This window comes from Brunnivagina elsteri CCALA 953 (assembly GCF_002289455.1).
GTDB lineage: Bacteria > Cyanobacteriota > Cyanobacteriia > Cyanobacteriales > Nostocaceae > Brunnivagina > Brunnivagina elsteri.
In genome coordinates this window covers 1-20,376 of record NZ_NTFS01000071.1, presented here as the reverse complement: position 1 = coordinate 20,376, position 20,376 = coordinate 1, and the positions used below count along the sequence as shown (strand labels likewise).

Annotated in this window: 23 protein-coding genes; 14 read left to right on the top strand and 9 right to left on the bottom strand. The window is 40.6% G+C overall.

The window, feature by feature from the left end; translation table 11 throughout:
- Window positions 1-536 precede the first annotated feature (536 nt).
- The 5 genes from CK510_RS09010 (at window position 537) to psaI (ending at window position 6,687) form a co-directional block, all read left to right on the top strand.
- Entirely contained in the window at window positions 537-1,316 is a 780-nt protein-coding gene (locus CK510_RS09010; RefSeq protein ID WP_095721387.1) for an RNA polymerase sigma factor SigF, read from the top strand.
- 314 nt (window positions 1,317-1,630) lie between these two features.
- Window positions 1,631-2,554 carry a hypothetical protein gene (locus CK510_RS09005; RefSeq protein ID WP_095721386.1) on the top strand — a complete coding sequence of 308 codons (924 nt, stop codon included), beginning with the start codon at window positions 1,631-1,633 and terminating at the stop codon, window positions 2,552-2,554.
- Window positions 2,555-2,572: 18 nt separating this feature from the next.
- Window positions 2,573-2,836, top strand: coding sequence for a hypothetical protein (locus CK510_RS09000; protein WP_095721385.1), 264 nt, complete (start codon window positions 2,573-2,575; stop codon window positions 2,834-2,836).
- A gap of 275 nt (window positions 2,837-3,111) precedes the next feature.
- A complete protein-coding gene (locus tag CK510_RS34365) occupies window positions 3,112-6,414 on the top strand; it encodes a hypothetical protein (RefSeq protein WP_095721384.1) in 3,303 nt (1,100 codons plus the stop codon).
- A gap of 162 nt (window positions 6,415-6,576) precedes the next feature.
- Window positions 6,577-6,687 carry a photosystem I reaction center subunit VIII gene (psaI, locus tag CK510_RS08990; protein ID WP_095721383.1) on the top strand — a complete coding sequence of 37 codons (111 nt, stop codon included), beginning with the start codon at window positions 6,577-6,579 and terminating at the stop codon, window positions 6,685-6,687.
- A 335-nt stretch (window positions 6,688-7,022) separates the two neighbouring features.
- Here the strand turns inward: psaI and CK510_RS08985 are convergent, their stop codons facing one another.
- The 6 genes from CK510_RS08985 to CK510_RS08960 form a co-directional block, all read right to left on the bottom strand.
- Complete coding sequence (locus CK510_RS08985; protein WP_095721389.1) at window positions 7,023-7,142, bottom strand: photosystem II reaction center protein J; 120 nt, start codon at window positions 7,140-7,142, stop codon at window positions 7,023-7,025.
- Window positions 7,143-7,233: 91 nt separating this feature from the next.
- Entirely contained in the window at window positions 7,234-7,353 is a 120-nt protein-coding gene (psbL, locus tag CK510_RS08980) for a photosystem II reaction center protein PsbL (RefSeq protein ID WP_211293133.1), read from the bottom strand.
- A 20-nt stretch (window positions 7,354-7,373) separates the two neighbouring features.
- On the bottom strand, window positions 7,374-7,511 hold the full coding sequence (gene psbF / locus CK510_RS08975; protein ID WP_095721381.1) for a cytochrome b559 subunit beta: 138 nt from the start codon (window positions 7,509-7,511) through the stop codon (window positions 7,374-7,376).
- A 9-nt stretch (window positions 7,512-7,520) separates the two neighbouring features.
- Window positions 7,521-7,769 (bottom strand): cytochrome b559 subunit alpha, encoded by a 249-nt coding sequence (psbE, locus tag CK510_RS08970; protein WP_095721380.1) that lies wholly within the window; start codon window positions 7,767-7,769, stop codon window positions 7,521-7,523.
- 283 nt (window positions 7,770-8,052) lie between these two features.
- Window positions 8,053-9,069, bottom strand: a complete 1,017-nt coding sequence (locus tag CK510_RS08965) for a photosynthesis system II assembly factor Ycf48 (protein ID WP_095721379.1) — start codon at window positions 9,067-9,069, stop codon at window positions 8,053-8,055.
- A 280-nt stretch (window positions 9,070-9,349) separates the two neighbouring features.
- Window positions 9,350-9,688 carry a rubredoxin gene (locus CK510_RS08960; protein ID WP_245911980.1) on the bottom strand — a complete coding sequence of 113 codons (339 nt, stop codon included), beginning with the start codon at window positions 9,686-9,688 and terminating at the stop codon, window positions 9,350-9,352.
- Window positions 9,689-9,925: 237 nt separating this feature from the next.
- Here CK510_RS08960 and ndhC point away from each other — a divergent pair, with 237 nt between their 5' ends.
- Genes ndhC through CK510_RS08945 form a run of 3 tightly spaced genes read left to right on the top strand, consistent with a single transcriptional unit; the run spans window position 9,926 to window position 11,542 of the window.
- Window positions 9,926-10,288 carry a photosynthetic/respiratory NAD(P)H-quinone oxidoreductase subunit C gene (gene ndhC, locus CK510_RS08955; RefSeq protein ID WP_095721377.1) on the top strand — a complete coding sequence of 121 codons (363 nt, stop codon included), beginning with the start codon at window positions 9,926-9,928 and terminating at the stop codon, window positions 10,286-10,288.
- A complete protein-coding gene (locus CK510_RS08950) occupies window positions 10,279-11,028 on the top strand; it encodes an NADH dehydrogenase subunit K (RefSeq protein ID WP_095721376.1) in 750 nt (249 codons plus the stop codon). Before ndhC ends, CK510_RS08950 begins: the two co-directional genes overlap by 10 nt.
- A 10-nt stretch (window positions 11,029-11,038) precedes the next feature.
- Window positions 11,039-11,542 (top strand): NAD(P)H-quinone oxidoreductase subunit J, encoded by a 504-nt coding sequence (locus tag CK510_RS08945; RefSeq protein WP_095721388.1) that lies wholly within the window; start codon window positions 11,039-11,041, stop codon window positions 11,540-11,542.
- Between the two features lie 112 nt (window positions 11,543-11,654).
- On the opposite strand, the gene CK510_RS32630 is transcribed toward CK510_RS08945, so the two are convergent.
- Window positions 11,655-11,795, bottom strand: coding sequence for a hypothetical protein (locus tag CK510_RS32630; RefSeq protein WP_211293132.1), 141 nt, complete (start codon window positions 11,793-11,795; stop codon window positions 11,655-11,657).
- Window positions 11,796-11,860: 65 nt separating this feature from the next.
- On the opposite strand from CK510_RS32630, the gene CK510_RS08940 reads away from it, so the two are divergent.
- The 5 genes from CK510_RS08940 to CK510_RS08925 all read left to right on the top strand — a co-directional run bounded on the left by CK510_RS08940 (window position 11,861) and on the right by CK510_RS08925 (window position 15,857).
- Window positions 11,861-12,082 carry a hypothetical protein gene (locus tag CK510_RS08940; RefSeq protein ID WP_095721375.1) on the top strand — a complete coding sequence of 74 codons (222 nt, stop codon included), beginning with the start codon at window positions 11,861-11,863 and terminating at the stop codon, window positions 12,080-12,082.
- A complete protein-coding gene (locus tag CK510_RS33335; protein ID WP_245911979.1) occupies window positions 12,070-12,225 on the top strand; it encodes a hypothetical protein in 156 nt (51 codons plus the stop codon). Before CK510_RS08940 ends, CK510_RS33335 begins: the two co-directional genes overlap by 13 nt.
- Window positions 12,226-12,234: 9 nt before the next feature.
- Window positions 12,235-12,471 carry a type II toxin-antitoxin system VapC family toxin gene (locus CK510_RS33330; RefSeq protein WP_245911978.1) on the top strand — a complete coding sequence of 79 codons (237 nt, stop codon included), beginning with the start codon at window positions 12,235-12,237 and terminating at the stop codon, window positions 12,469-12,471.
- A gap of 49 nt (window positions 12,472-12,520) precedes the next feature.
- Complete coding sequence (locus CK510_RS08930; RefSeq protein ID WP_095721374.1) at window positions 12,521-13,474, top strand: GTPase family protein; 954 nt, start codon at window positions 12,521-12,523, stop codon at window positions 13,472-13,474.
- A 733-nt stretch (window positions 13,475-14,207) separates the two neighbouring features.
- Complete coding sequence (locus CK510_RS08925) at window positions 14,208-15,857, top strand: iron uptake porin (RefSeq protein WP_095721373.1); 1,650 nt, start codon at window positions 14,208-14,210, stop codon at window positions 15,855-15,857.
- Window positions 15,858-16,310: 453 nt separating this feature from the next.
- On the opposite strand, the gene CK510_RS08920 is transcribed toward CK510_RS08925, so the two are convergent.
- Complete coding sequence (locus CK510_RS08920; RefSeq protein WP_095721372.1) at window positions 16,311-18,035, bottom strand: Rqc2 family fibronectin-binding protein; 1,725 nt, start codon at window positions 18,033-18,035, stop codon at window positions 16,311-16,313.
- 43 nt (window positions 18,036-18,078) lie between these two features.
- Complete coding sequence (locus CK510_RS08915; protein ID WP_095721371.1) at window positions 18,079-18,804, bottom strand: DUF3891 family protein; 726 nt, start codon at window positions 18,802-18,804, stop codon at window positions 18,079-18,081.
- A gap of 158 nt (window positions 18,805-18,962) precedes the next feature.
- Between CK510_RS08915 and CK510_RS08910 the strand changes: the two genes are divergently transcribed.
- Complete coding sequence (locus CK510_RS08910; protein ID WP_095721370.1) at window positions 18,963-19,880, top strand: carbohydrate ABC transporter permease; 918 nt, start codon at window positions 18,963-18,965, stop codon at window positions 19,878-19,880.
- Window positions 19,881-20,376: the final 496 nt, after the last annotated feature.

Below are 20,376 nucleotides of genomic sequence, written 5' to 3'. Positions count from 1 at the left end.
GAATACAATATCCCAACTATAAATTTATCAATTGTGTCCTTCAATAAGTGAGGGTGGGGAGACCCCACCCCTACAATAATTTGGGACAACTTATTTATTAGTGTTTCCTAATTCCTAACTTACAAGGCACAGATATCAAATTATTGTATGAAGAATGGGTATTATTTGGGTTTTTTATCTTTAAAGCAGGTATTAACAATTTCTCACATACTAAGTACTTATCTTGATAGAAAATTTTTACACAAATAAATATTTTCCTCATAACATCGGTTTATATCTAGCGATGGCTTCCAGGATCAAGCGCACAAATTACGTACTATCTCGGTTCCTATTTTAGTAACAAAATTTATATCTTAGGTCTATGTAGTCTTGTCATCTACAGATCAAACCAAATCTACCCGAACCACAATATTCAAACAGCGAAGAAAGAATCTTGCTTCAACCGCCATAAATGTTTGGTAATTGCAGCTTGATTTGCTTGCGAATTTTTTGATGATTGTTTGAAAAAAAAAATTAAACAGAATGAACGCGGTGCCATGCCTACTACCATAACCACCAATGAACTGAAACATGAAATTTGGCAGTTATTGCGGGATTATCAGCGAAATCCTTCGGCTGAGATTCGCAATCAACTGGTACAACTTAACTTTGGGCTAGTGAGGAAAGAAGCTCATTATTGGATAAATCAATGCCAAGAAAGCTATGAAGATTTACTTCAGGTAGGTTGTTTAGGATTAATCAGAGCAATTGAAAAGTTTGAAATTTCCAAAGGTCATGCTTTCAGTTCTTTTGCGATTCCTTACATTCGTGGTGAAATCCAGCACTACCTGCGGGATAAAGGTGTAACAGTCAGAATTCCTCGACGCTGGTTGGCAATACAGCAACAAGCTATTGGTGTTTCGCGATCGCTTCGGGAAAAGCACAACCGTCAACCCTCTGATGGGGAAATAGCAACAGCGCTAGGTATAACCATTGAAGAATGGCAGGAAATCAAGCTGGCTTGGATTAATCGCTCACCTTTGAGTCTGGATGTACCTGTACAAGATGGTGAAGAAGGTGGTGCTTGCTTAGGTGAATTAGTGCCCGATCGCAATTACCACAGTTTCCAACTTGCCCAAGAAGACCAAATCCGACTACAACAAGCACTTCTTCAACTCGAAAAGCGTACCCGTGACGTTTTAGAATTTGTGTTTTTACATGATTTGACACAAAAGCAAGTCGCGGAACGTTTGGGTATTAGTGTTGTTACTGTTTCCCGGCAAGTAAAAAAAGGACTTGATGTCATGAAAAACTTGATGGGTGCGACGGAACACTAAGAGACTTCCAGAAAATAAAATATCCTAATCATATACCTGGCGATCGCATCCTTTAGAAGGGCGGGAAAACACCAGCCATACAAGTATTTGTGACAATTTATTTCTTGCTCTTCCCTAAAGTTGTTTGTTTTTGATTTTTAAATTAAAACTTCAAATTAAAAAAATCTTCAACCGTATGATTACTAAAGCTTTGAGTTCTAAAAGTTACTCTTGTTTTGAAAAAGCTAGGTTATAACGGAATGAGATTTCGCCTTTAATACAACCATCCAAAGGTAGATTTCAGTAAACAAATTTTCCAATGGCTTTTGACACTAATGGGCAGATATTCAAACATAGCAGTTTCAGCCATTATGGTTATGGCGATCGCAGGGTGTTCATCCGATTCTGGACAGCAAGCTAGTAATCCAACTAGCACACCTGGTGCGACTCCCACACCATCCGCAACCACCGCAGCTAATCCGTCAACTTCGACGACTCCTGGGCTTCAACCGTTTAATAATCCAGTTATCGCGGGTAAACAGCAACAAGAAGGAGGTGTGGTTGCGATCGCGAATCCAAATTTAATCCAACCGACTGATGCAACCCAAAGGTTTATCGCCATTTCCAAGGGTAGAACCGATCCGTTTGCACAGATTGTTAGTCCTCCACTGGTTCGGGTTGTGACAACAGGGAATTTTGGTATACCACCACGTAGACCAGTTCCTGTAGTGCCACCGTTACCTTCAGGAGTGCAAACAGTATCGATTAGACCTCAAAATCCGTTTAGACCAAGAAGTGCTGTGATTTCGAGTCGGATACAAGTTCCTATTCCCAGAACTGCGATCGCGAAATTACCCAAACCCAATCGCGGATTTACTCCTGTTTTACCAAGGTTAATGCCGCAAGTTGTACCCAATCCCTCCCTGGTATCAGTTCTTCCCCCGACTCCTCAACCAGAATTAGCACGGGCTGTTTTTGTATCGGGTGTAGTTTCGGCAGGTAGAGAACCACAGGCAATTATTAAAGTACCAAATGAGCCAACAAGTCGTTACGTACAAGCAGGCGATCGGCTTTCTAACGGATTGCTGGTAAAACGGATTGAGATGAATGAAGGTTCCGATCCGATAGTGATTTTTGAGCAATTTGGCATTGAAGTTGCGAGAATGGTAGGGGAAGGAGCAGCAGCACCATCAACAACGGCTTCAGCCGAAGGTGCAGTTCCACCACCACCAAGCAGTGTTCCTACCGGAGCTTCCTAAATAGCGAAAGACTTTACTATGCAAGAACGTCGAAAAATCGAATTTGTTGGATTACCTTTAGCTGTATATCGGGAGATAGCAGCTCATTTACGTCAAGTAGGAGGGGTAGAGGTTGGTTTGATTAGCCAGTCTTCGCAGCAGTTCGATTACAACCAAAGCCAAATAGAGAGTTTGTGGATTGATTTTACCTCAAGCTCTTCCAACTCCAGCCAGCAGCAAGTTGAGGAAATTTTGGCTTATTACGAAAGTCGCTATGGCAATAGACACGAAATCGCTGTCTGAAGTTTCTATTCCTGAGTCTATAAACATATTTCCAAAATGCAGTTGGGTGGGGTATATCTCTTCCCAGCTTTTAGTTTGTGGAGATTTTCCGTTTGAGCAAATAATGGTGTAAAGAGATTATTAATGATGAATTATATCTCGACTTAATTCCCAGTATTAGAAGACTTTAGGGTATTAGACAACACAGTTAGGCAAAATAGTGGCAGTGTTTCAATAAAAACAACATAATAAGTGATGCAATTACAGATTGCTGAGGTAAACTGACTAGCAAGGTAATGCAATTATTATTCTTTGGCTCTAACGTATTGGCATCACGGATGATGGAAAAGTGGCAATTTCTAATACAGAAGCAGGGCGATCGCAATTGGCAACCCTTAGAATCGCTCCATGTAGATATTTTGGCAGGACGGTATCGAGTTGTAGCTCGTTCATCTCGTGCGAATACGGACGTAGAAGTACGGGTAATTCACGTTTCCCCTTCGGAAATACCACCAAGACGACGAATTCACAAGCGCTTGCGACGTACTGATGATGAGGGGCTAATGGCGGTTATTCCCTTCACTTATTTTGCTACTGGTGCTTGGGAAGTACGCTGTTCGGGCGATTTAATGTCTGATGTTTTTGGTACGTCTTGGCAGCATACTCTCAAGCTACAAGTTCTACCTGAAGCGATTTCTGACGACAAGCCCCCCCGCGTCTACCCAATAGAAAAATCTCCCATAATTAACCATACGGGAGAATATACAGATTCTCCTCCCAATGAAGTTGAAACTGCCAGTTCTCAATCTCAAGTTTCTACCGCTTCCAATCTTCCAATCCCTCCGATTCCTCCCAATTTCGCAGACACTCATAACATCCCATCTACAATCCTATCTACGAAGTTGGAGATATCACCTTCAATTGAAAACAGGATTTCTACACCAACTGAACAAAGTCAGCAACCTAGTATTATTGATATTGCTGCTGAGGTTTGCGAAACTCCTGTAGATTCCGAAAATGTTACTATCCCAGTAGAAAAAATTCAAAATCGCGACACAATATCCGATATTCACGATATTGACATTGACATTGATGGGATTATTCGTGATGCTGATTTGCATCTAGAACATACGGAAATTGCAGCCGAAATTGAAGAACGGAATTATGAAGCGGAAGAATTACCGCTAGAAGTATTACAGCCGTTATCGATTAGTGAATTCGGCGAAGATACTCTGGTATCAAGTAATCAAGTTTATACGGAAAGTACTGAAGTAATCGAAAACCAATTACCAGTAGTTTCCACAGAAAATTTTGCCGATTCGGAAAATATAAGACTTAATCGCAGCACTATACACGAAGATAATCGCGAAAACCCTGGCAATGAGATGGCTAATAGTCGAGATATTGATATTGATATCGATATCAATGAGCCAGTTGTTTTAAATATCAGTAATTTTATAGAAAAGACGCGCCCAAGTGCTTTAGAAGAAATAATTGTAGATTTGCCAGTAAGCCCTGTCTGGGTAAAAGGCGACACCGCAGAGCAAATATTGCATAACTTAATTGAGTTGGCGTTACCTGCTACCGAACCACTACTTACGGATGAAAAAGTTGATAAATTGCCGAAAGATGATTATCTTTCATCCTTGTCGCTAATTTTTGACGAGCATACATATGTTGCACGTTGGGGAGGAACTTTGACAATTTACGGAAGAGTGCAATTAAAGGAAGCGACTGGTAGAAATTCGATCGATGATGCAGCCGAATTTGAAAGTGTGGCGAGAGGTGAATTACGATTGGAATTGCGATCGCCCCTTGGACGTTTTGGTTCAAGGTTTGTTGGAGAATCTCCTGAAGGATTAGAAGTTTTGATGCAGGTACAGCAAGCTTTGCCAGAAAAACTGCTACCATTTGGGTTTGATTTTTCGATTGAAATTCCTGCAAATTGTCCATCTAAGCTACTTTTGGCTGATGTTAGCTTATACGGGGTACTTGGTGGTGTTGGCGATTTGGAATTATTAGCAAGTCAGTCATTCACAATTACGGCTGACGTAACTGAGTTATTGGCTGTTAGCGCTATAGTTAAGCCAAGCGCACCTGATATGCTTGATGACTATGGGCTAGCCCAAATGACACCTGAACCTCCTGTTTCGCTAGATTTAGAACTTTTTAATCTGGTTAAATCGGCAAAAAATCAAAATCGCCAACCTCTAGTTTTACAACCATCTCCCAAGCGAGCTTTACCGCTACAAATCGAATCGCGAAAATTGCAGCACAACTCTACGCAAAACGATTCCTTGGGAATATCACCTCAATTAAATTATCCAGAAAGTGAAACTATTGGTGTAGTTGCTGGGAATGCTGAAACTTCCAAAACCTCTAGTAGGTTGCCATTTTTAAGAAGAAGAACTACTCAACCATCAATAGATGTAGTAACTCCCACGGAGAGTATCCCCAAGGATTTAGAGAATGTTGAGGATTATGTCGATTTCTTGCCAAAAAGTCTAAATAATGAATTCCCTGTTGAGACAAATCAAGAACCAAATCAAGAACCAAATCAAGAACCAGTAAATCAAATAATTACCAGCGATTTGCAAACCCACAATCCAGGTAATGAGGGCAATGACTTATTCGTAAAAGGTTATCCACAAACTAGAGATAATCCACCGCACGACCAAAAACCATCTCAATCAAAACTAGTTTATTCTTCTCCAACCTCTGGGAATATCCTAACAAATCGTCCTTACGTATCCCCACTCATCAACAAATGGATGCAAAGTCAGGGTTACTCAGTGTTGGAAACCCTCGATTTAAGTTATCAAAATAGCGATACGAATATTCCAGTAGTTCATAATATTCCTCCCGTTAGTGCCCTGGAAACTAGTCGTAATTATCCAGAATCTCCTAATCAAGAGTTGCTTAACGAAGATTCTGACTTATTAAATTCTGGTTTAAATCTCGAATTAGCTTTAGAAGCTGTTCCCGAATCAAATCCTGAAAGTTCTGTTTCTGGATTAAAAGATTCTGGATTAACGGAACAAAACTCATTTAGTAATACAGCAACACCTCAATCGTGGTTAGCACGGGAAATAGTTGTCGATGATATAGTTAGCGATAACGAAAATGTTCCCAATAGTCAAAATCAAGCCCAAGAACAACCCCAAAAACAACCCATCTCATCAGTCGCGGAGATATTGTCTTCTTTAGGACTTGATATCGAAGAAGAAATAGAATTGCTACCAGTACCCCAACTCAGTTTGCCAACTGGCGAATTGATATCGGGCAATACAATTCGAGTCAGAGTAGTGGTTCCAGAGATACGTCCGCAGACAGCAGTAAAATTATGGATTGAGGATTGTCAAACTCGGTGGTTGCTTGAAGGACCTCATCTCCTGACAGATTTGCTACCAAACACCTTCGGTGAAGGAATGGAAGCGATCGCAGAAATTAATATTCCCTTTGGCTGTCTAGAACTCCGCATCGAAGCGATCGCGATCGATATTGTCACTCAACAAGAAAGCCACAAAACTAGCATTCAACGTACTGTGATTCCCCCAGATTTACCAAGTTTACAGATGGACGAGTTATTAGGAATTTAGATATATATCGCGTCTCTCCGTATCGAATATCACGTCTCTCTGTACAAAATACCCAATGCCCATTCCACATTCATGTTAAAAATCTTGAGAATTTCGCAAAATGGGTTTGAATTTGCAGTAAGCTCGTTTTGAATCGCAGTTTCTTTTAATAGGAAAATTACTATGGCAGCATCATTTTTGCCCTCAATCCTAGTTCCTTGTATCGGTTACGTTTTTGCTAGTGTCACAATGGCATTTATGTTCTTATACATGGAAAGCGACGATATCAGCTAATTGATTCACTTTAGCGAAATTAGGTTCTGCCTACTTATGGTTTCGGATGCGCTTCTGTTATGGGATGCTCTCAAGGAGAATAACTTCTCACGGGGAGCAAAGTATTCTCACAACAGAAGTCACCCATTTCTAACCCCAGGGTATGGCTATTTTCCCTAAATAATAATTAAAACCGCTTATCCTTATAGATAAGCGGTTTTTTAAATGCTGATTTTATATAGTTCTTAATTAGTCGCAACCAGCAATCAGTTTTTAATTGTTTAGTGCTAACTACTGATAGCTTTAGCAATAACTAAAATCAGCAATTAGCATTTACAAAATCGGTTCTAATTAGATTACATCGAAGAACCGATACCAGCGTAGGCTCCATAGAAGAAAATGCCTACAACAGTAATTATACCTAATCCTGCGACTGTAGCTACAATCCACAGAGGTATTCTTCCACTTTCAGACACAGCTTTTTCCTCCTTTACAAAAATTAATGATTTAATAACGAAGCACAAAGAGCAAAAGACAATAAAGCAGTTTTATTTACAAACTAGCTACTTAGTTGAAGAAGTAACTAGAGAATAAAATTCCCAGTACAAAAACGAGCAGTAAACCAAGAAAAAGTGAAGTTCGGTTTAGCTCAACTGGTTGGTTGTTAGAATTAGGGGTTCTATCCATGATTTTCTCCTAGCTGCTTCTTAGCGTTGAATAAATTGCATAGCCGCGATCGCACCTAAAAAGAAGACGCTGGGTACAGCTAGGGTATGAACCGCAAGCCAACGAACTGTAAAAATAGGATACTGAATTGGTTGGTTTATGTTATTTCCGCTAGTCATAATCTGACACTACTTACCAATATATTTGTCTACTTGATTTTTTGCTTCAAAACGGTTATTGACAATGGGTACTTCTGTACGTGTTTGGGTGAAGTATTGGTCTGGACGTGGTGTGCCAAAAGCATCATACGCCAAACCAGTCTGTACAAATAACCAACCAGCAATAAATAATGCTGGAATTGTGATGCTGTGGATTACCCAGTAACGAATACTGGTAATAATGTCCCCAAAGGGGCGTTCTCCAGTGGTTCCTGACATTTTTCTTCCTACCTACGTTTTAAACGTTTGAATGCATCCAGCTACAACGCTTGTGTAATTTCGCGATACTTGGCGAAAATACAAACGCTGATAGTTTAATGGCTTAATGAGTCTATTATCCTACAAAGTTAAGAAAGAGTTACAACTTGCAACGTGTTTCTCAGAAAAGTTTTTTTTACAGGGAATTGGGAATTGGGGATGGGATATTTAATTGGGATATTTAATTGGGATATTTAATACAGAGAGACGCGATATATCGCGTCTCTACATTCTACACTGCTGATTAGGCTGATTTTTCGGGTGCGATGTCGGGTTGGTACTTAAGTAAATATCCACCGCGATCGCCAATAATAAAACCCTTTTCGGGTGATAAAAAGACGATTTTAAACAGGTTCGCGGGGACTTCCTCAACATCTCGGTCTTTTTCCCAAGTTTTACCACCATCGGGACTTCGTAACAAGTTACCGCTTCCACCACCTATCCAAACTTCATCCGGGGTACGATATGCCAAATCTAGTAAACCCCAGCTTGTTGCAAGTTCTGGATATTGTGCTTCTAGCCATTCTTCGGGTTTTTCGGGATTATTGTATTGAACTTGACCGCCACGTGCTAACATCCACATTTGCCCATCGTTGGTAAAGCCCATATTTTCGACCCGACGTGAACTATTACGGTTGTGGGGAACCCACGCGGCTTGTCCGGGTTCCCAAGTCGAGTAGAAGTTACCTTTCGCGGAGACAGCAATATATTTACCATCAGGCGATCGCTTCATATTCCGAACAAAACCAACGGCTTCTGCTACTTGGGCTTTCCAGTTTTTGCCACCATCAGTAGTTTCGTAGATAGCACCAACATTTGTTACCATCTCGGCGTTGTTAGCACCTAAAGCGACAATGTTTATGGGGCTACCAGGTAACTTTTCGCTCAGGGGAATGCGTGACCAAGATTTTCCTTCATCGTTGGTATGTAACATTAACGAAGGTTCACCAACAATCCAACCTTCTTTACCGGAAAAACTCACCGAGTCAAAGCGGAAATTTTCGTCATCAAGTTGGAGTGCGATCGCATTCCAACTATCTCCACCATCTTTGGTTTCCAGCAAGGTGGAATCGCTACCGACAACAAACCCATGCGGGGAATTATCAACAAAATTAATGTCGAGCAGTTTTGCATCTGTAGGTACAGAAATTACCTGCCAAGGATTGTAAGCTGTTGAAGGCACGCTGCTACAACCAACGCAAGCCAAAACAACCACTGCTAAAGTCAGTATTCTTCGCCAAAATCTCGAAATTGAAAGCATTATTATTCTTTGTAGTTAGTAATTGATGAAAATTTATCTAAATTTGGGAATAGGGCATTAGGTATAGTTAATAGAGAGTTGGGTATTAGAAGCTGAATATCAAAAAAGCGACTTAAGGGAACACCAAGAAATAAATTTTCCACAATCGTAGGGGTCTCCCCGCCCTTAAAATTATAAGTACGATTGATAGTCCTAAATTGGGATATTTTATTTTCTGGAAGTCCCTAATTAAAATTATTTTCCATTGCCCTTTGCCCCTTCCCCTTTGCCCATAATCTTCTTACTTCAAGCTATACAGACTGAGAAAGAGTAAAAACCCAATTCCCAAACTGCCGAAAATCAGGATATTCTTTTGCGTTGGAGTCAAATTATTTACACCTAAGCCAAAACCAAGGTTTTCTTTGAAACCCGATGCCAAACCAGCAGGACCAATATTGGCAAAAGCGGCTTTTTTTGCACCACAAACTGGACAGCGCCAAGTTATCGGTAATTCTTCAAAAGGAGTACCCGCAGAAATATCCCGTTTATCGTCTCCTCTGTCTGGTTCGTAAACATAACCGCAGGCTCGACACTCGTGGCGGTCTAACTCTACTATCTCAACAGTTGTCTCAACCGTCATTTCGACTGGTTGTTCGTTACCTTGTTCGCTCATAATGCCGGAGTTAGTTGACAGGCGAGATGAAATATTAAATATACGTTACAAATTATGACACAACTGTAAGGTTTTTCTATCACAACCAAAAAGGATTCAAATTACCTCCACATCTGTTTTATAAGATTCAAAAAAGCCAAGGCGATATAATGTATGTAAAAGAAGGTAACAAAGTTAATTTCACTCTGGCGGTAGATATTTATTGTGTTTGTCCTTAGCGGTTACGAATACCTTCTAGGCTTTCTAATTATTTGTAGCCTAGTACCAGCCCTCGCTCTGAGCGCGTCTAAGCTTCTGCGTCCCAGCAGTCGCAACCCTGAACGGCGTACAACTTATGAATGTGGAATGGAACCAGTTGGCGGAGCCTGGATTCAATTCAATATTCGCTACTACATGTTTGCGCTGGTTTTTGTCGTCTTTGACGTGGAAACTGTATTTCTATATCCTTGGGCGGTTGCTTTTAATCGTCTAGGTGTGTTGGCGTTTATTGAAGCGCTAATATTTATCGCAATTCTTGTAGTTGCCCTAGTTTACGCATGGCGTAAAGGAGCTTTGGAATGGTCTTAGATACTAATTCGGCGAAAGAAAACGCCCAGCAGCAGACAGAGCGTATTCTCAACCCAATTCAACGTCCGACTGTTACCCAAGAACTGTCGGAAAATGTCATCCTCACAACTGTTGATGACCTTTATAACTGGGCAAGGCTTTCGAGTTTGTGGCCGTTGTTGTTTGGTACGGCTTGCTGCTTTATTGAGTTTGCAGCCATGATTGGCTCTCGATTCGATTTTGACCGTTTTGGACTTATTCCCCGTTCTAGTCCCCGCCAAGCCGATTTAATCATCACAGCAGGCACAATTACCATGAAGATGGCTCCCCAGTTGGTGCGTCTTTATGAACAAATGCCCGAACCCAAGTATGTGATTGCAATGGGTGCTTGTACGATTACTGGTGGGATGTTCAGCGTTGACTCGCCAAGTGCTGTACGTGGTGTGGATAAACTCATTCCTGTTGATGTGTATTTACCGGGATGCCCTCCCCGTCCAGAAGCGATTATGGACGCGATTATTAAGCTGCGGAAGAAAATCTCTGATGATTCGATGCAGGAGCGGGAAACCATCAGACAAACTCACCGCTATTACAGTACTACTCACAACATGAAGTTGGTTGAACCAATTTTGACTGGTAAGTACATGCAGTCAGATGCTCGCTTTACACCACCGAAGGAATTAACTGAGGGTATGGGTATGGCTGTACCACCTGCTTTGCTAACATCGCAAAAACAGAAGGAGGCAACCGAACGTGGCTGAAGAACAAGCGATGTCTACGACGGGCTACGCCAACGCACAAGTGGGTAAAGTCGGTCAATGGCTTGCGGGTAATGGCTTTGCTTATGAGTCGTTGGACGTAGATAAGAGTGGTGTTGAGATAATTAAGGTTGAAGCTGATTTCTTGCTGCCAATTTGTACGGCTTTGTATGCCTACGGGTTCAATTATTTACAGTGCCAGTGTGGCATTGATATGGGAGCTGGGTCTGATTTGGTGAGTATGTATCACTTGATTAAGGTCAGTGATAATGCTGATAGACCGGAGGAAGTACGTGTTAAAGTGTTCCTTCCCCGCGAAAATCCGAGGGTTCCTTCTGTATATTGGATTTGGAAAACTGCGGATTGGCAGGAACGTGAATCTTACGATATGTACGGGATTATTTACGACGGACACCCGAATTTAAAGCGAATTTTGATGCCGGAAGATTGGGTGGGATATCCGTTACGTAAGGATTACATTTCGCCAGATTTCTACGAGTTGCAAGATGCTTATTAATTACTAAGTAACAGCTTCTACGTAGAAAATATGGAGTCGTAATAGTAACATCTAAAATACCCCCATTCACCCCTCTATCGTTTGATGGAGGGGTTGTTTTTTTTTGATGAAATCAAACATTTGACCAAGCATTTTTAATTGCGATCGCGCTGACAACTAAATATTTGCAATTTCTGTTCTTTATGCAAACAAATGTATTAACCAGTTGATACACAACATAGCTTTTTTGTACAGTGCGTAAGTCTTTTTCCATGCTAATTTTGGAGATGTAGAGATGCTTTTTATCTTCCTAATTAGCTTTTAAATTCGGAGTGAGTAATGCTTCAAAGCTACGAAGCCATTATTGAAAATGGTCAAGTTAGATGGCTGACAGATACACCAAAAATATCCAAGGCTCGCGTAATTGTAACGATTCTTTCGGATACCACGCCACAACCATCACGACGAACTCCTGCTAGTGCGATCGCAGGTAAAGGTAAAACTTTGGGCGATTTGGTTTGTCCCATGATTGAGGAACAAGATTGGGAATGTCTCAAATAATCGTCCTCGATACTCATATTTGGATATGGTTTATTAATCAAGAATTTGAGCAATTTCCATCTCATTGGCAAGAAATTATTGAAACTGCCGATGTTGTTGGCATTTCATCCGTATCCTGCTATGACGTAGCTTTAGCACAATAACGGGGACGGTTGGAATTACCCTGTGCGGTTGATGACTGGCTTCGGGATGCTTTAGAACCGTCTGGTATGAAGTTGTTGCCGATAACTGCTGAAATTGCGTATAAAGCTGTCGCTTTATCTCCTGTTCATAAAGACCCTTTTGACCGCTTGATTATCGCTACAACACTTATTTATCAGGCTAAGTTGGCAAGTATAGATGGTTTATTTTCGCAATATTTAGAACTTGATGGGTATTTGATGAGGTAAATTTTGGGAACACTAGACTTAACGATTCTTTAGAGTAGTGTACTAAGCTATGAATATACAGGCAGACATATTAGAACTTTTAAGTCAATTTAGCCAATTACCACAAGAAAAAGCAGAAAAACTCAGACATTGGCTTTCTCAAACATTCAGTTATGAGCCAAAAGTCGGTATTCTCGGAAAAACAGGTGTAGGAAAGTCAAGCCTCTGTAATGCCCTTTTTGGAAAAGATACTGCAAAAGTTGCTGATGTTGAGAGTTGTACGCGAAAACCTCAAGAAATTGACCTTTTTGGAAAAGATACTGCAAAAGTTACTGATGTTGGGAGTTGTACGCGAATATCTCAAGAAATTCTTGGAAATATCAAACTAGTTGATATGCCTGGTATCGGTGAAAGTATAGAGCGGGATCGAGAATATAAAGACTTATACTCTAAACATTTACCAGAATTTGACTTAGTTCTATGGGTTCTCAAAGCAGACGATAAAACTTTTAGTTCCGACGAAGAATTCTATCACAACATAGTCAAACCTCACTTGGAACAAGGCAAGCCTTTTATTATTGCGCTGAATCAGGTTGATAAAGTTGAACCCTATAAGGAATGGGACATGGAAAATTGTCTTCCTGGTAAGCAGCAGCAAATAAACATTGATGCTAAAAGCAAGCACGTTGCTGAAAGGTTCGGTATTGATATCACAGCCGTTGTTCCTGTCTCTGCTAATGAGAACTATAATTTGATAACACTTGTGGAGACAATTACTTATGCACTCCCAAAGGATAAAAAGGTAACTTTTGTCAATTCTCTAAAAGATGAAAATCGTTCGGAGAAGGCAAAAGAGGAAGCCAAGCGAGGAGTTTTTGAGGCAATTGGAGAGTTTTTAGGAGATCGGTTTATGGGAAAAGAAGGAAAAGACTTCGGGAAAATGGTTGGCAAAATAGTTGATGAAAACAGCACACTTGGCAAAGTTGTCAATAGTATTGCTAAAATGTTCTTCTCTTGGTGGTGAAAAATTAGGGAGAGGATGCTACTCGGCAAAAGAAATAAGCATTGTATAAGGGGTCTATCGCATCTCCAAATAAAAGATCGCTCGAACAAACATTTGCGCTACACCAGTAATATTATCCCCACCAAATCCAAGTGTGATGCTCTTGCATGACCTGCATGAACTATGGCTTGGTTCTAGTAAGAGTAAGCTACAAAATGAATGATCCTGTGTTGTCATGCTGAGGAACGTAGGCGAAAGACTTCCCGTTCCCTCGTTCGCCTTTGGCGTTCCCGTAGGGTAGAGGGTTCCCGAAGTGTAGGGTAGCATCTACGCGAGATTCTAGCCTGCGGCAGCGCGTACGTTCCACCCTGCGGGTAGACGCGCAAGCGGCTTCTGTAAGTAGCAAGCTACAGAATGACCGAAGAGCATTTCTTTCTGTGGAGTTCTCTAAATAACGCGATCGCAATTTTTAACCCACATAAATTTTAACCCAAATATACAACAATAACTATTCTCATTCTCTATGTAGTGATATCATATCTGAATCCAGGTTTAAATAAATCTTGATTCAGGAGATTTACATGGTTTTGCCGCATTTTTCGGATATTGAGTTAATAATTCTAGATTTTTTGTCAAGAATTTAGTTCAGTAAGACTTAAATTTTGGTATTCTATTTTTATTGAGAATATATTCTAATATCGTGTGCTGTATTTAGCGCATCTCTGGTAACAATTAATAGTGGATGTGAGGAGTTGTGATGTCTTTTTGGAAATACTTAGTTGTTAGTCCAGTATTTTGTTTAGCAAGCATAGCAGTAAATTCAACGGTTCTTGCCCAAGAAATGGTACAGGAATCAAAAACCTCAGCAATTGACAATTCAGTTCATCTAGTGGGGAATTTTACCCAACCGACTACGTTAGCGCAGGTGACTTCTGTGTCGCAGTTATCGGACGTACAACCGACAGATTGGGCATTCCAAGCTTTACAATCGTTGGTAGAGCGGTATGGATGTATTGCGGGGTATCCGAATGGAACCTATCGTGGTAACAGAGCAATGACACGCTACGAGTTTGCCGCAGGTTTAAATGCTTGCTTGGAACGGGTAAATGAATTAATTGCGACTGCGACTGCTGATTTGGTACGTAAGGAAGATTTAGATAAGTTACGCAGGTTGCAGGAAGAGTTTTCGGCAGAATTGGCTACATTGCGTGGACGTGTGGATGGAGTCGAGGCAAAAACTGCTGAGTTGGAAGCGAACCAATTTTCGACTACGACTAAGTTACAAGGTCAGGTAGTTGGTGTCATTAGCGATGTCTTTAGCGGTGACAGTGTTAATGGTGTTAGTCCTAAAAATGATAATACCACCACCTTGGGAGCTAGGGCACGGATAGAATTTGTTACTAGTTTTTCTGGGAAAGATACCCTATTTACCCGGATTCAAGCGAATAACATTCTTAACCCCGATATTGGTACATCAGAAGGTTCTTTGTTCTTTGCAGAGGATGAAGGTAATTTGAACGCTTCCATCGATGCTTTGTGGTACAAATTCCCCTTGGGTAAGAGTACGGAAGTAATTGCGATCGCAAATGCTGGTGCTGCGGATGATATAACTAGCACTATCAATATATTCGATGGAGATGGTGCATTTGGTGCGCTGTCCACTTTTGGTACTCGTAACCCAATTTACTATCAAATGGATGGTGCGGGTTTAGGTATAACCCAAAATTTGGGAGATAAGTTGTCTCTGAGTTTAGGATATTTGGCTGGTGAGTCGAACAATCCCGCGCCAAAATCTGGCTTAACTGATGGAGCTTATGGTGCTTTAGCACAATTAACCTTTAAACCAAGCGATCGCATTTCGGTGGGTTTAACCTACATTAATTCCTATAGACAGGAACTTGGTGCAGGTAGTTTCCGCGCAAATCCCATTTCTGCACTGAGTACGGTAGACTTTGATGGAGATGGCTTTGAAGATGGTTTAGAAGTGCCATTTTCCAGTAATTCCTATGGTTTACAGGCTTCGTTAGGTATCAGTGAAAATATTGTTTTAGGCGGTTGGGTTGGATACACCAATTCTCGAAATGTTTCCACCAAAGGCGGTTTGGTAGACCGTGGAACCCTTGATATTTGGAATTGGGCAGTAACTCTTGGTTTCCCAGACTTGGGTAAAAAAGGTAACTTGGCTGGTGTAATTATCGGTATGGAGCCTAAAGTTACAGGTTCCAGCATTGATGGATATGGTAAAGACCAAGATACTTCCTATCACATTGAAGCTTTCTATCAATACAAAGTCTCTGACAATATTACCATTACCCCAGGTGTGATTTGGCTGACAGCACCCGACCACAACAATAATAACGATGATGTTGTCATTGGTGCGTTGCGGACTACATTTAGTTTTTAGTCAAACGTCGCTTCATTCAATATTTTGGATTTGATTCTTACACCTCAACTATCGCCAAGTCGCAGAAAATTCCCTTTGCGTCTTGGTTTTACTTTTTTCAATAAAAATGCGTAAGTATTTGTACTGTTAAGTATAATAAACTTTCGTTTTTGCGTAATAGCTTCAGTAGTATTTGTGATATAGTAAGTATTATCACGAAAAAGTAAATAAAGCTGACCAGTTTACCACAACCGGTCAAGCTTAAGTCTAATTTATCTTCTCAGTAGAGTATGTCCCGTCTACGCGTCTCAAAGCGCACCAGGAAACTTTTCTTAACAATATTGTAACATCCAACACAGAATTTTAGTTGACTTTTTTAAAATAAAGTCTTTTTTTGTTGTGATCGCTCTCCGTCTTTGTGAATATTGTGGGGTATGAGTCTAAAATAGCGGTCGTAATTCCATTGATAACCAATTATTTATTTCTTGCTAATTGCGGTTGTCCCCAAATTATGCGTTCATTTTTATAGATAGCAATTCCCGGTTTTGCACCTTTGGGTTTGTAGACATGTTTGGGTTGGGTGTAAACGACGGGAACTTGTTCACTTTGACGGGCGCGACTGTAGTAAGCTGTAAGATTAGCAGTATATTGTAAATCGATTTCGTCGGGGACTTTTCCGGGTTGGAGTCGCAAAAGAACATGACTACCGGGGATTTCTTGGGTATGGAACCATAAATCATAATCGTTAGCAACACGAAATGTCAGTTGGTCATTTTGACGGTTGTTGCGTCCAATAAAGATTTCAAACCCACTGGGGGTACGATCGCGTCTAAAATTAACACTAGGTTCATCGCGATCGCGAGCTTTGTAACCAGTATCTTCGAGGTATTTTTGCGAAACCAATTCGTCGCGAATTTCTTCTAAAGCTTGTAAATCTTCGGTTGTTTGATAGGTTTCAAGTTGTGCGATCGCAGCTTCGACTTGTTCGAGATATGTAATTTCGGCGTTAACTTCTGCTAATAATGGTTCTACGGCTGCCCGTGCCCTTTTTAATTTTTGGTGCTTTTTGTAGAGCATTTGGGCATTAACTACGGCGTTTTTATCGGGTTCTAGGTTTATAGTGACGGGTTTCCCGGTTTCAAAATCTGCCAGTATCATCTCCTTCATTCCCGGTTCCCAGGTATGGAGATATGCCATTAATAAATCGGCTTTTTCGCGGTATTCATCAGCGCGATCGCTTTGTTGGAGTTTTTCGGTAAATGTGTTTGCCTTTTGTCGCAGCTTTTCTAAAAAATTGTTAAGCTTCTGACTCAATTGGTGGCGTAACTGGGAAAATATTAATTGATTAAACTGACTTGTATAGTAGTTATTTACTAACTCTTGAATACTGTTGGCTTTCTCGATTCCACCCCAACCAAGAACGTTGTAACCAGATTCTAAAAAAGCTGGTTGAAATTGGTTATTCTCCAGACATGTTAACCATTCCTGCCAACTTTGAAATAAACTTTGCCATTCTTCCAACTTGAGCGAGTCGGTATTTGCTTCCAAGTCGAGATTTGCAGCAAATAACATCGATTGAATCAAAGCAGGGGATGTACCACGATAATTTTTAAGTAATTGTTTTTTTAATGTACCCGGTACTAAACTTACCCTTTCTTGCCAGCGTTGAAAAGATTCGCTCAAACTAGGTATGGTGTTCGTCATTCGTGGTGGTGGTTCATACCCTTGCCCAGTAAGTACAGTACGAACACTTGACTGTTGTTGATTTACTTGGTGAGCAGTACTAATAATCTCATTCTTGGCATTTGTCAGCACCACATTGCTATACTTACCCATGATTTCCACATAAACATGGTACAACGCATCCTCACCAGGACGACGGGCAAATTGCAAATCAAGAACCCGTTCCCAAGGTGATGTAGCTGCAATTGCTACCAACGCTAAACCATTTAACTGACTAAGTAACTGCTGACTAAAAGCGAAAGTATCAGGAATCCGGGGAGGAGCATCACCAATATGTAGACGTGCAGCTTGGGGATGCCAAGAAATTTCCAGCCAACCCCTTCCCTGGAGCGTGCGGAGTGCAATACTAATTGTATTGCGATCGCGCTGGTAAACCTGTTCGAGACGGGATGGTAAAAAACTCTGGCGCAGTTCGCTACAAACCGCAGTCAGGGTGGTAAAGTCAAAGGATTGCACGGCGAATGACCATTGTGGTTCAAGCTTCGTCTATTGGAACATTTTACTTGCTAAAAGTCCACTCTAATGTTTTTATTGGTGCTGTTTGCAGTGCTGTTGCGAGTTCGTCATTATTTTCAAACTGTAACTGCTCCAACTGACAAGCTTCCACATGAACGGTAAACTCATCTTCAGCAAAAGCCCAAGGCATCACCGTTAAATTCCCATCACTACGCTGTAAAATATCATAACGCTGTCCGTCACCATCTTTAGCAATTTCCAAAGCGCGATCGCCCATAGGAATTTCATTATTGCAGAGGATTAGAGATAGGCGATCGCACCACTGGAAGAATGCATAGGCTTTTGCAGCATCATCTTTAGTAATATTTAATTCTTTGCGCCATTCTTGTTGATTTTGCAATTGCTCGTCTAAGAAGGCATCTATTTCTTTTGATTCTCCGCGTTTACCCTCAGTCAAAAAGCTTAAATGCATCGAAATTAACATTGCTACCCAACGTCCACGATAGCGAGAATTTTGAGCATGTTGGTGCATTCGGTCTAAATCTGTCTCCTTCTCCAAGGTAAAATCGCGAGGTGCCCCCACTGTGGTAAGGTGGTTTCCTTCCCATTCTTTTTCTAAATCGTCATGGTGAGAAATTGCCGCAATAGTTTCTAACCAACGTTTTGGACGCAGTTTTGGATGCCAATGTCCAGCAATTTGGGCAGCAAGCAAAGCATGGGCACGATGATAAATTATCTTCCAGCCTTTCTCATGTTGGTTAACTATCATAAATAAATTCAAGCCTTCGTGTAATATAAGTTTGCATTTCCAGTTTTGCAAAAGCCAAGTTTCTCACCCATCTACCCAGAGTTAGGAAATCAGGAATCGGAAGTTATAATTTGTCAGCAAATAAACACTAGCTATTAACCATTTACTATTTACCAACTATGCAAAATATTTCAACCAAAAATAAAAACAAAAATTGGATTAATTATAATCAGAAGTTAACACCTTATTTATTTTTGTTACCAGCATTATTTATCTTAGGATTCACAGTATTTATTCCGGCACTGCAAGCATTTTATTTAACTTTTAATCAAATTCAAGATATTAGCGGTACACAAACACAATGGGTTGGGTTTGCTAATTTTATCCGACTATGGAATGATGCTGTATTTTGGAAAACATTGGGAAACACTTTCCTATATTTAATCATTGTAGTTCCAATTTTAGTGATTGTACCTTTAGGTTTAGCAATATTAGTAAATCAAAAGCTACGGGGTATAACTTGGTTTCGGGCTGCATTCTATACACCAGTTATTATTTCGATGGTTGTTGCTGGAATTGCCTGGAATTGGTTGTATGAAGAAAAAGGTTTAATTAATCAGTTTTTAATGAATTTAGGAATTATCAAAGAAGGTATTCCTTGGTTAACAAGTCCCAAGTTTGCGCTGTATAGTGTGATGGCTGTAACTGTGTGGAAAGGTTTGGGTTACTACATGGTGATTTATCTTGCTGGGTTGCAATCCATTCCTGCTGATGTTTACGAAGCTGCATCAATTGATGGTTCTGATGGCGTAATCAAACATTTTGATATTACATTGCCATTAATGCGTCCTTATTTAGCTTTAGTTGCGGTAATTTCCGCAATTTCTGCAACTAAGGTATTTGAAGAAGTTTATATTATGACCCAAGGTGGTCCACGAAATAGTTCTAAAACGATTGTTTATTATTTGTATGAACAAGCTTTTACTAATTTAGAAATTAGCTATGCTTGTACGATTGGTTTGGTATTATTTCTAATTATTTTAGCGCTATCAGTTTTACGCTTATTACTTGAAAAATCAGGAGATTCATTAACCTGATTATCTTTCTTTTTCATGATATACCCCAATACGGTTCAGCTAAGACTAAACTATTCAATATTTTAAACCGCCATAGACACGGAGTGGCTACTTAGCCCTTACAGGGCGGCTATCGCCAACAGAAGCTACTTCGTATCTACCGTAGGTAGGCGCAGAGAACGCCTTAGAGGGTGTTTGAAAAGTCTCGTTCTATGTCATGCTGTAGCTTGCTTCCCGCAGGGTGGAACGTTCGCGTAGCGTGTCCCCTTGGGACTCAGCATCTCAGTACGTAGGCTAAACTCTAGATTCTAGCCTGCGGCAACGCGTAGCGCGTACGTTCCGCAAAGCTCCACTCAGAATGACAATTTATACATCCTAAAACTTTTCAAACATGCTCTTAGACGCGGAGCGGCTACCTTTGGAAGTCACTTCGTGCCTACGGGGGTAGATGAGCAATCGTACAGAAAGTTACGCTAAGGCTGAAAACCTTACTATGCGAGCATTCTATCAATCAATA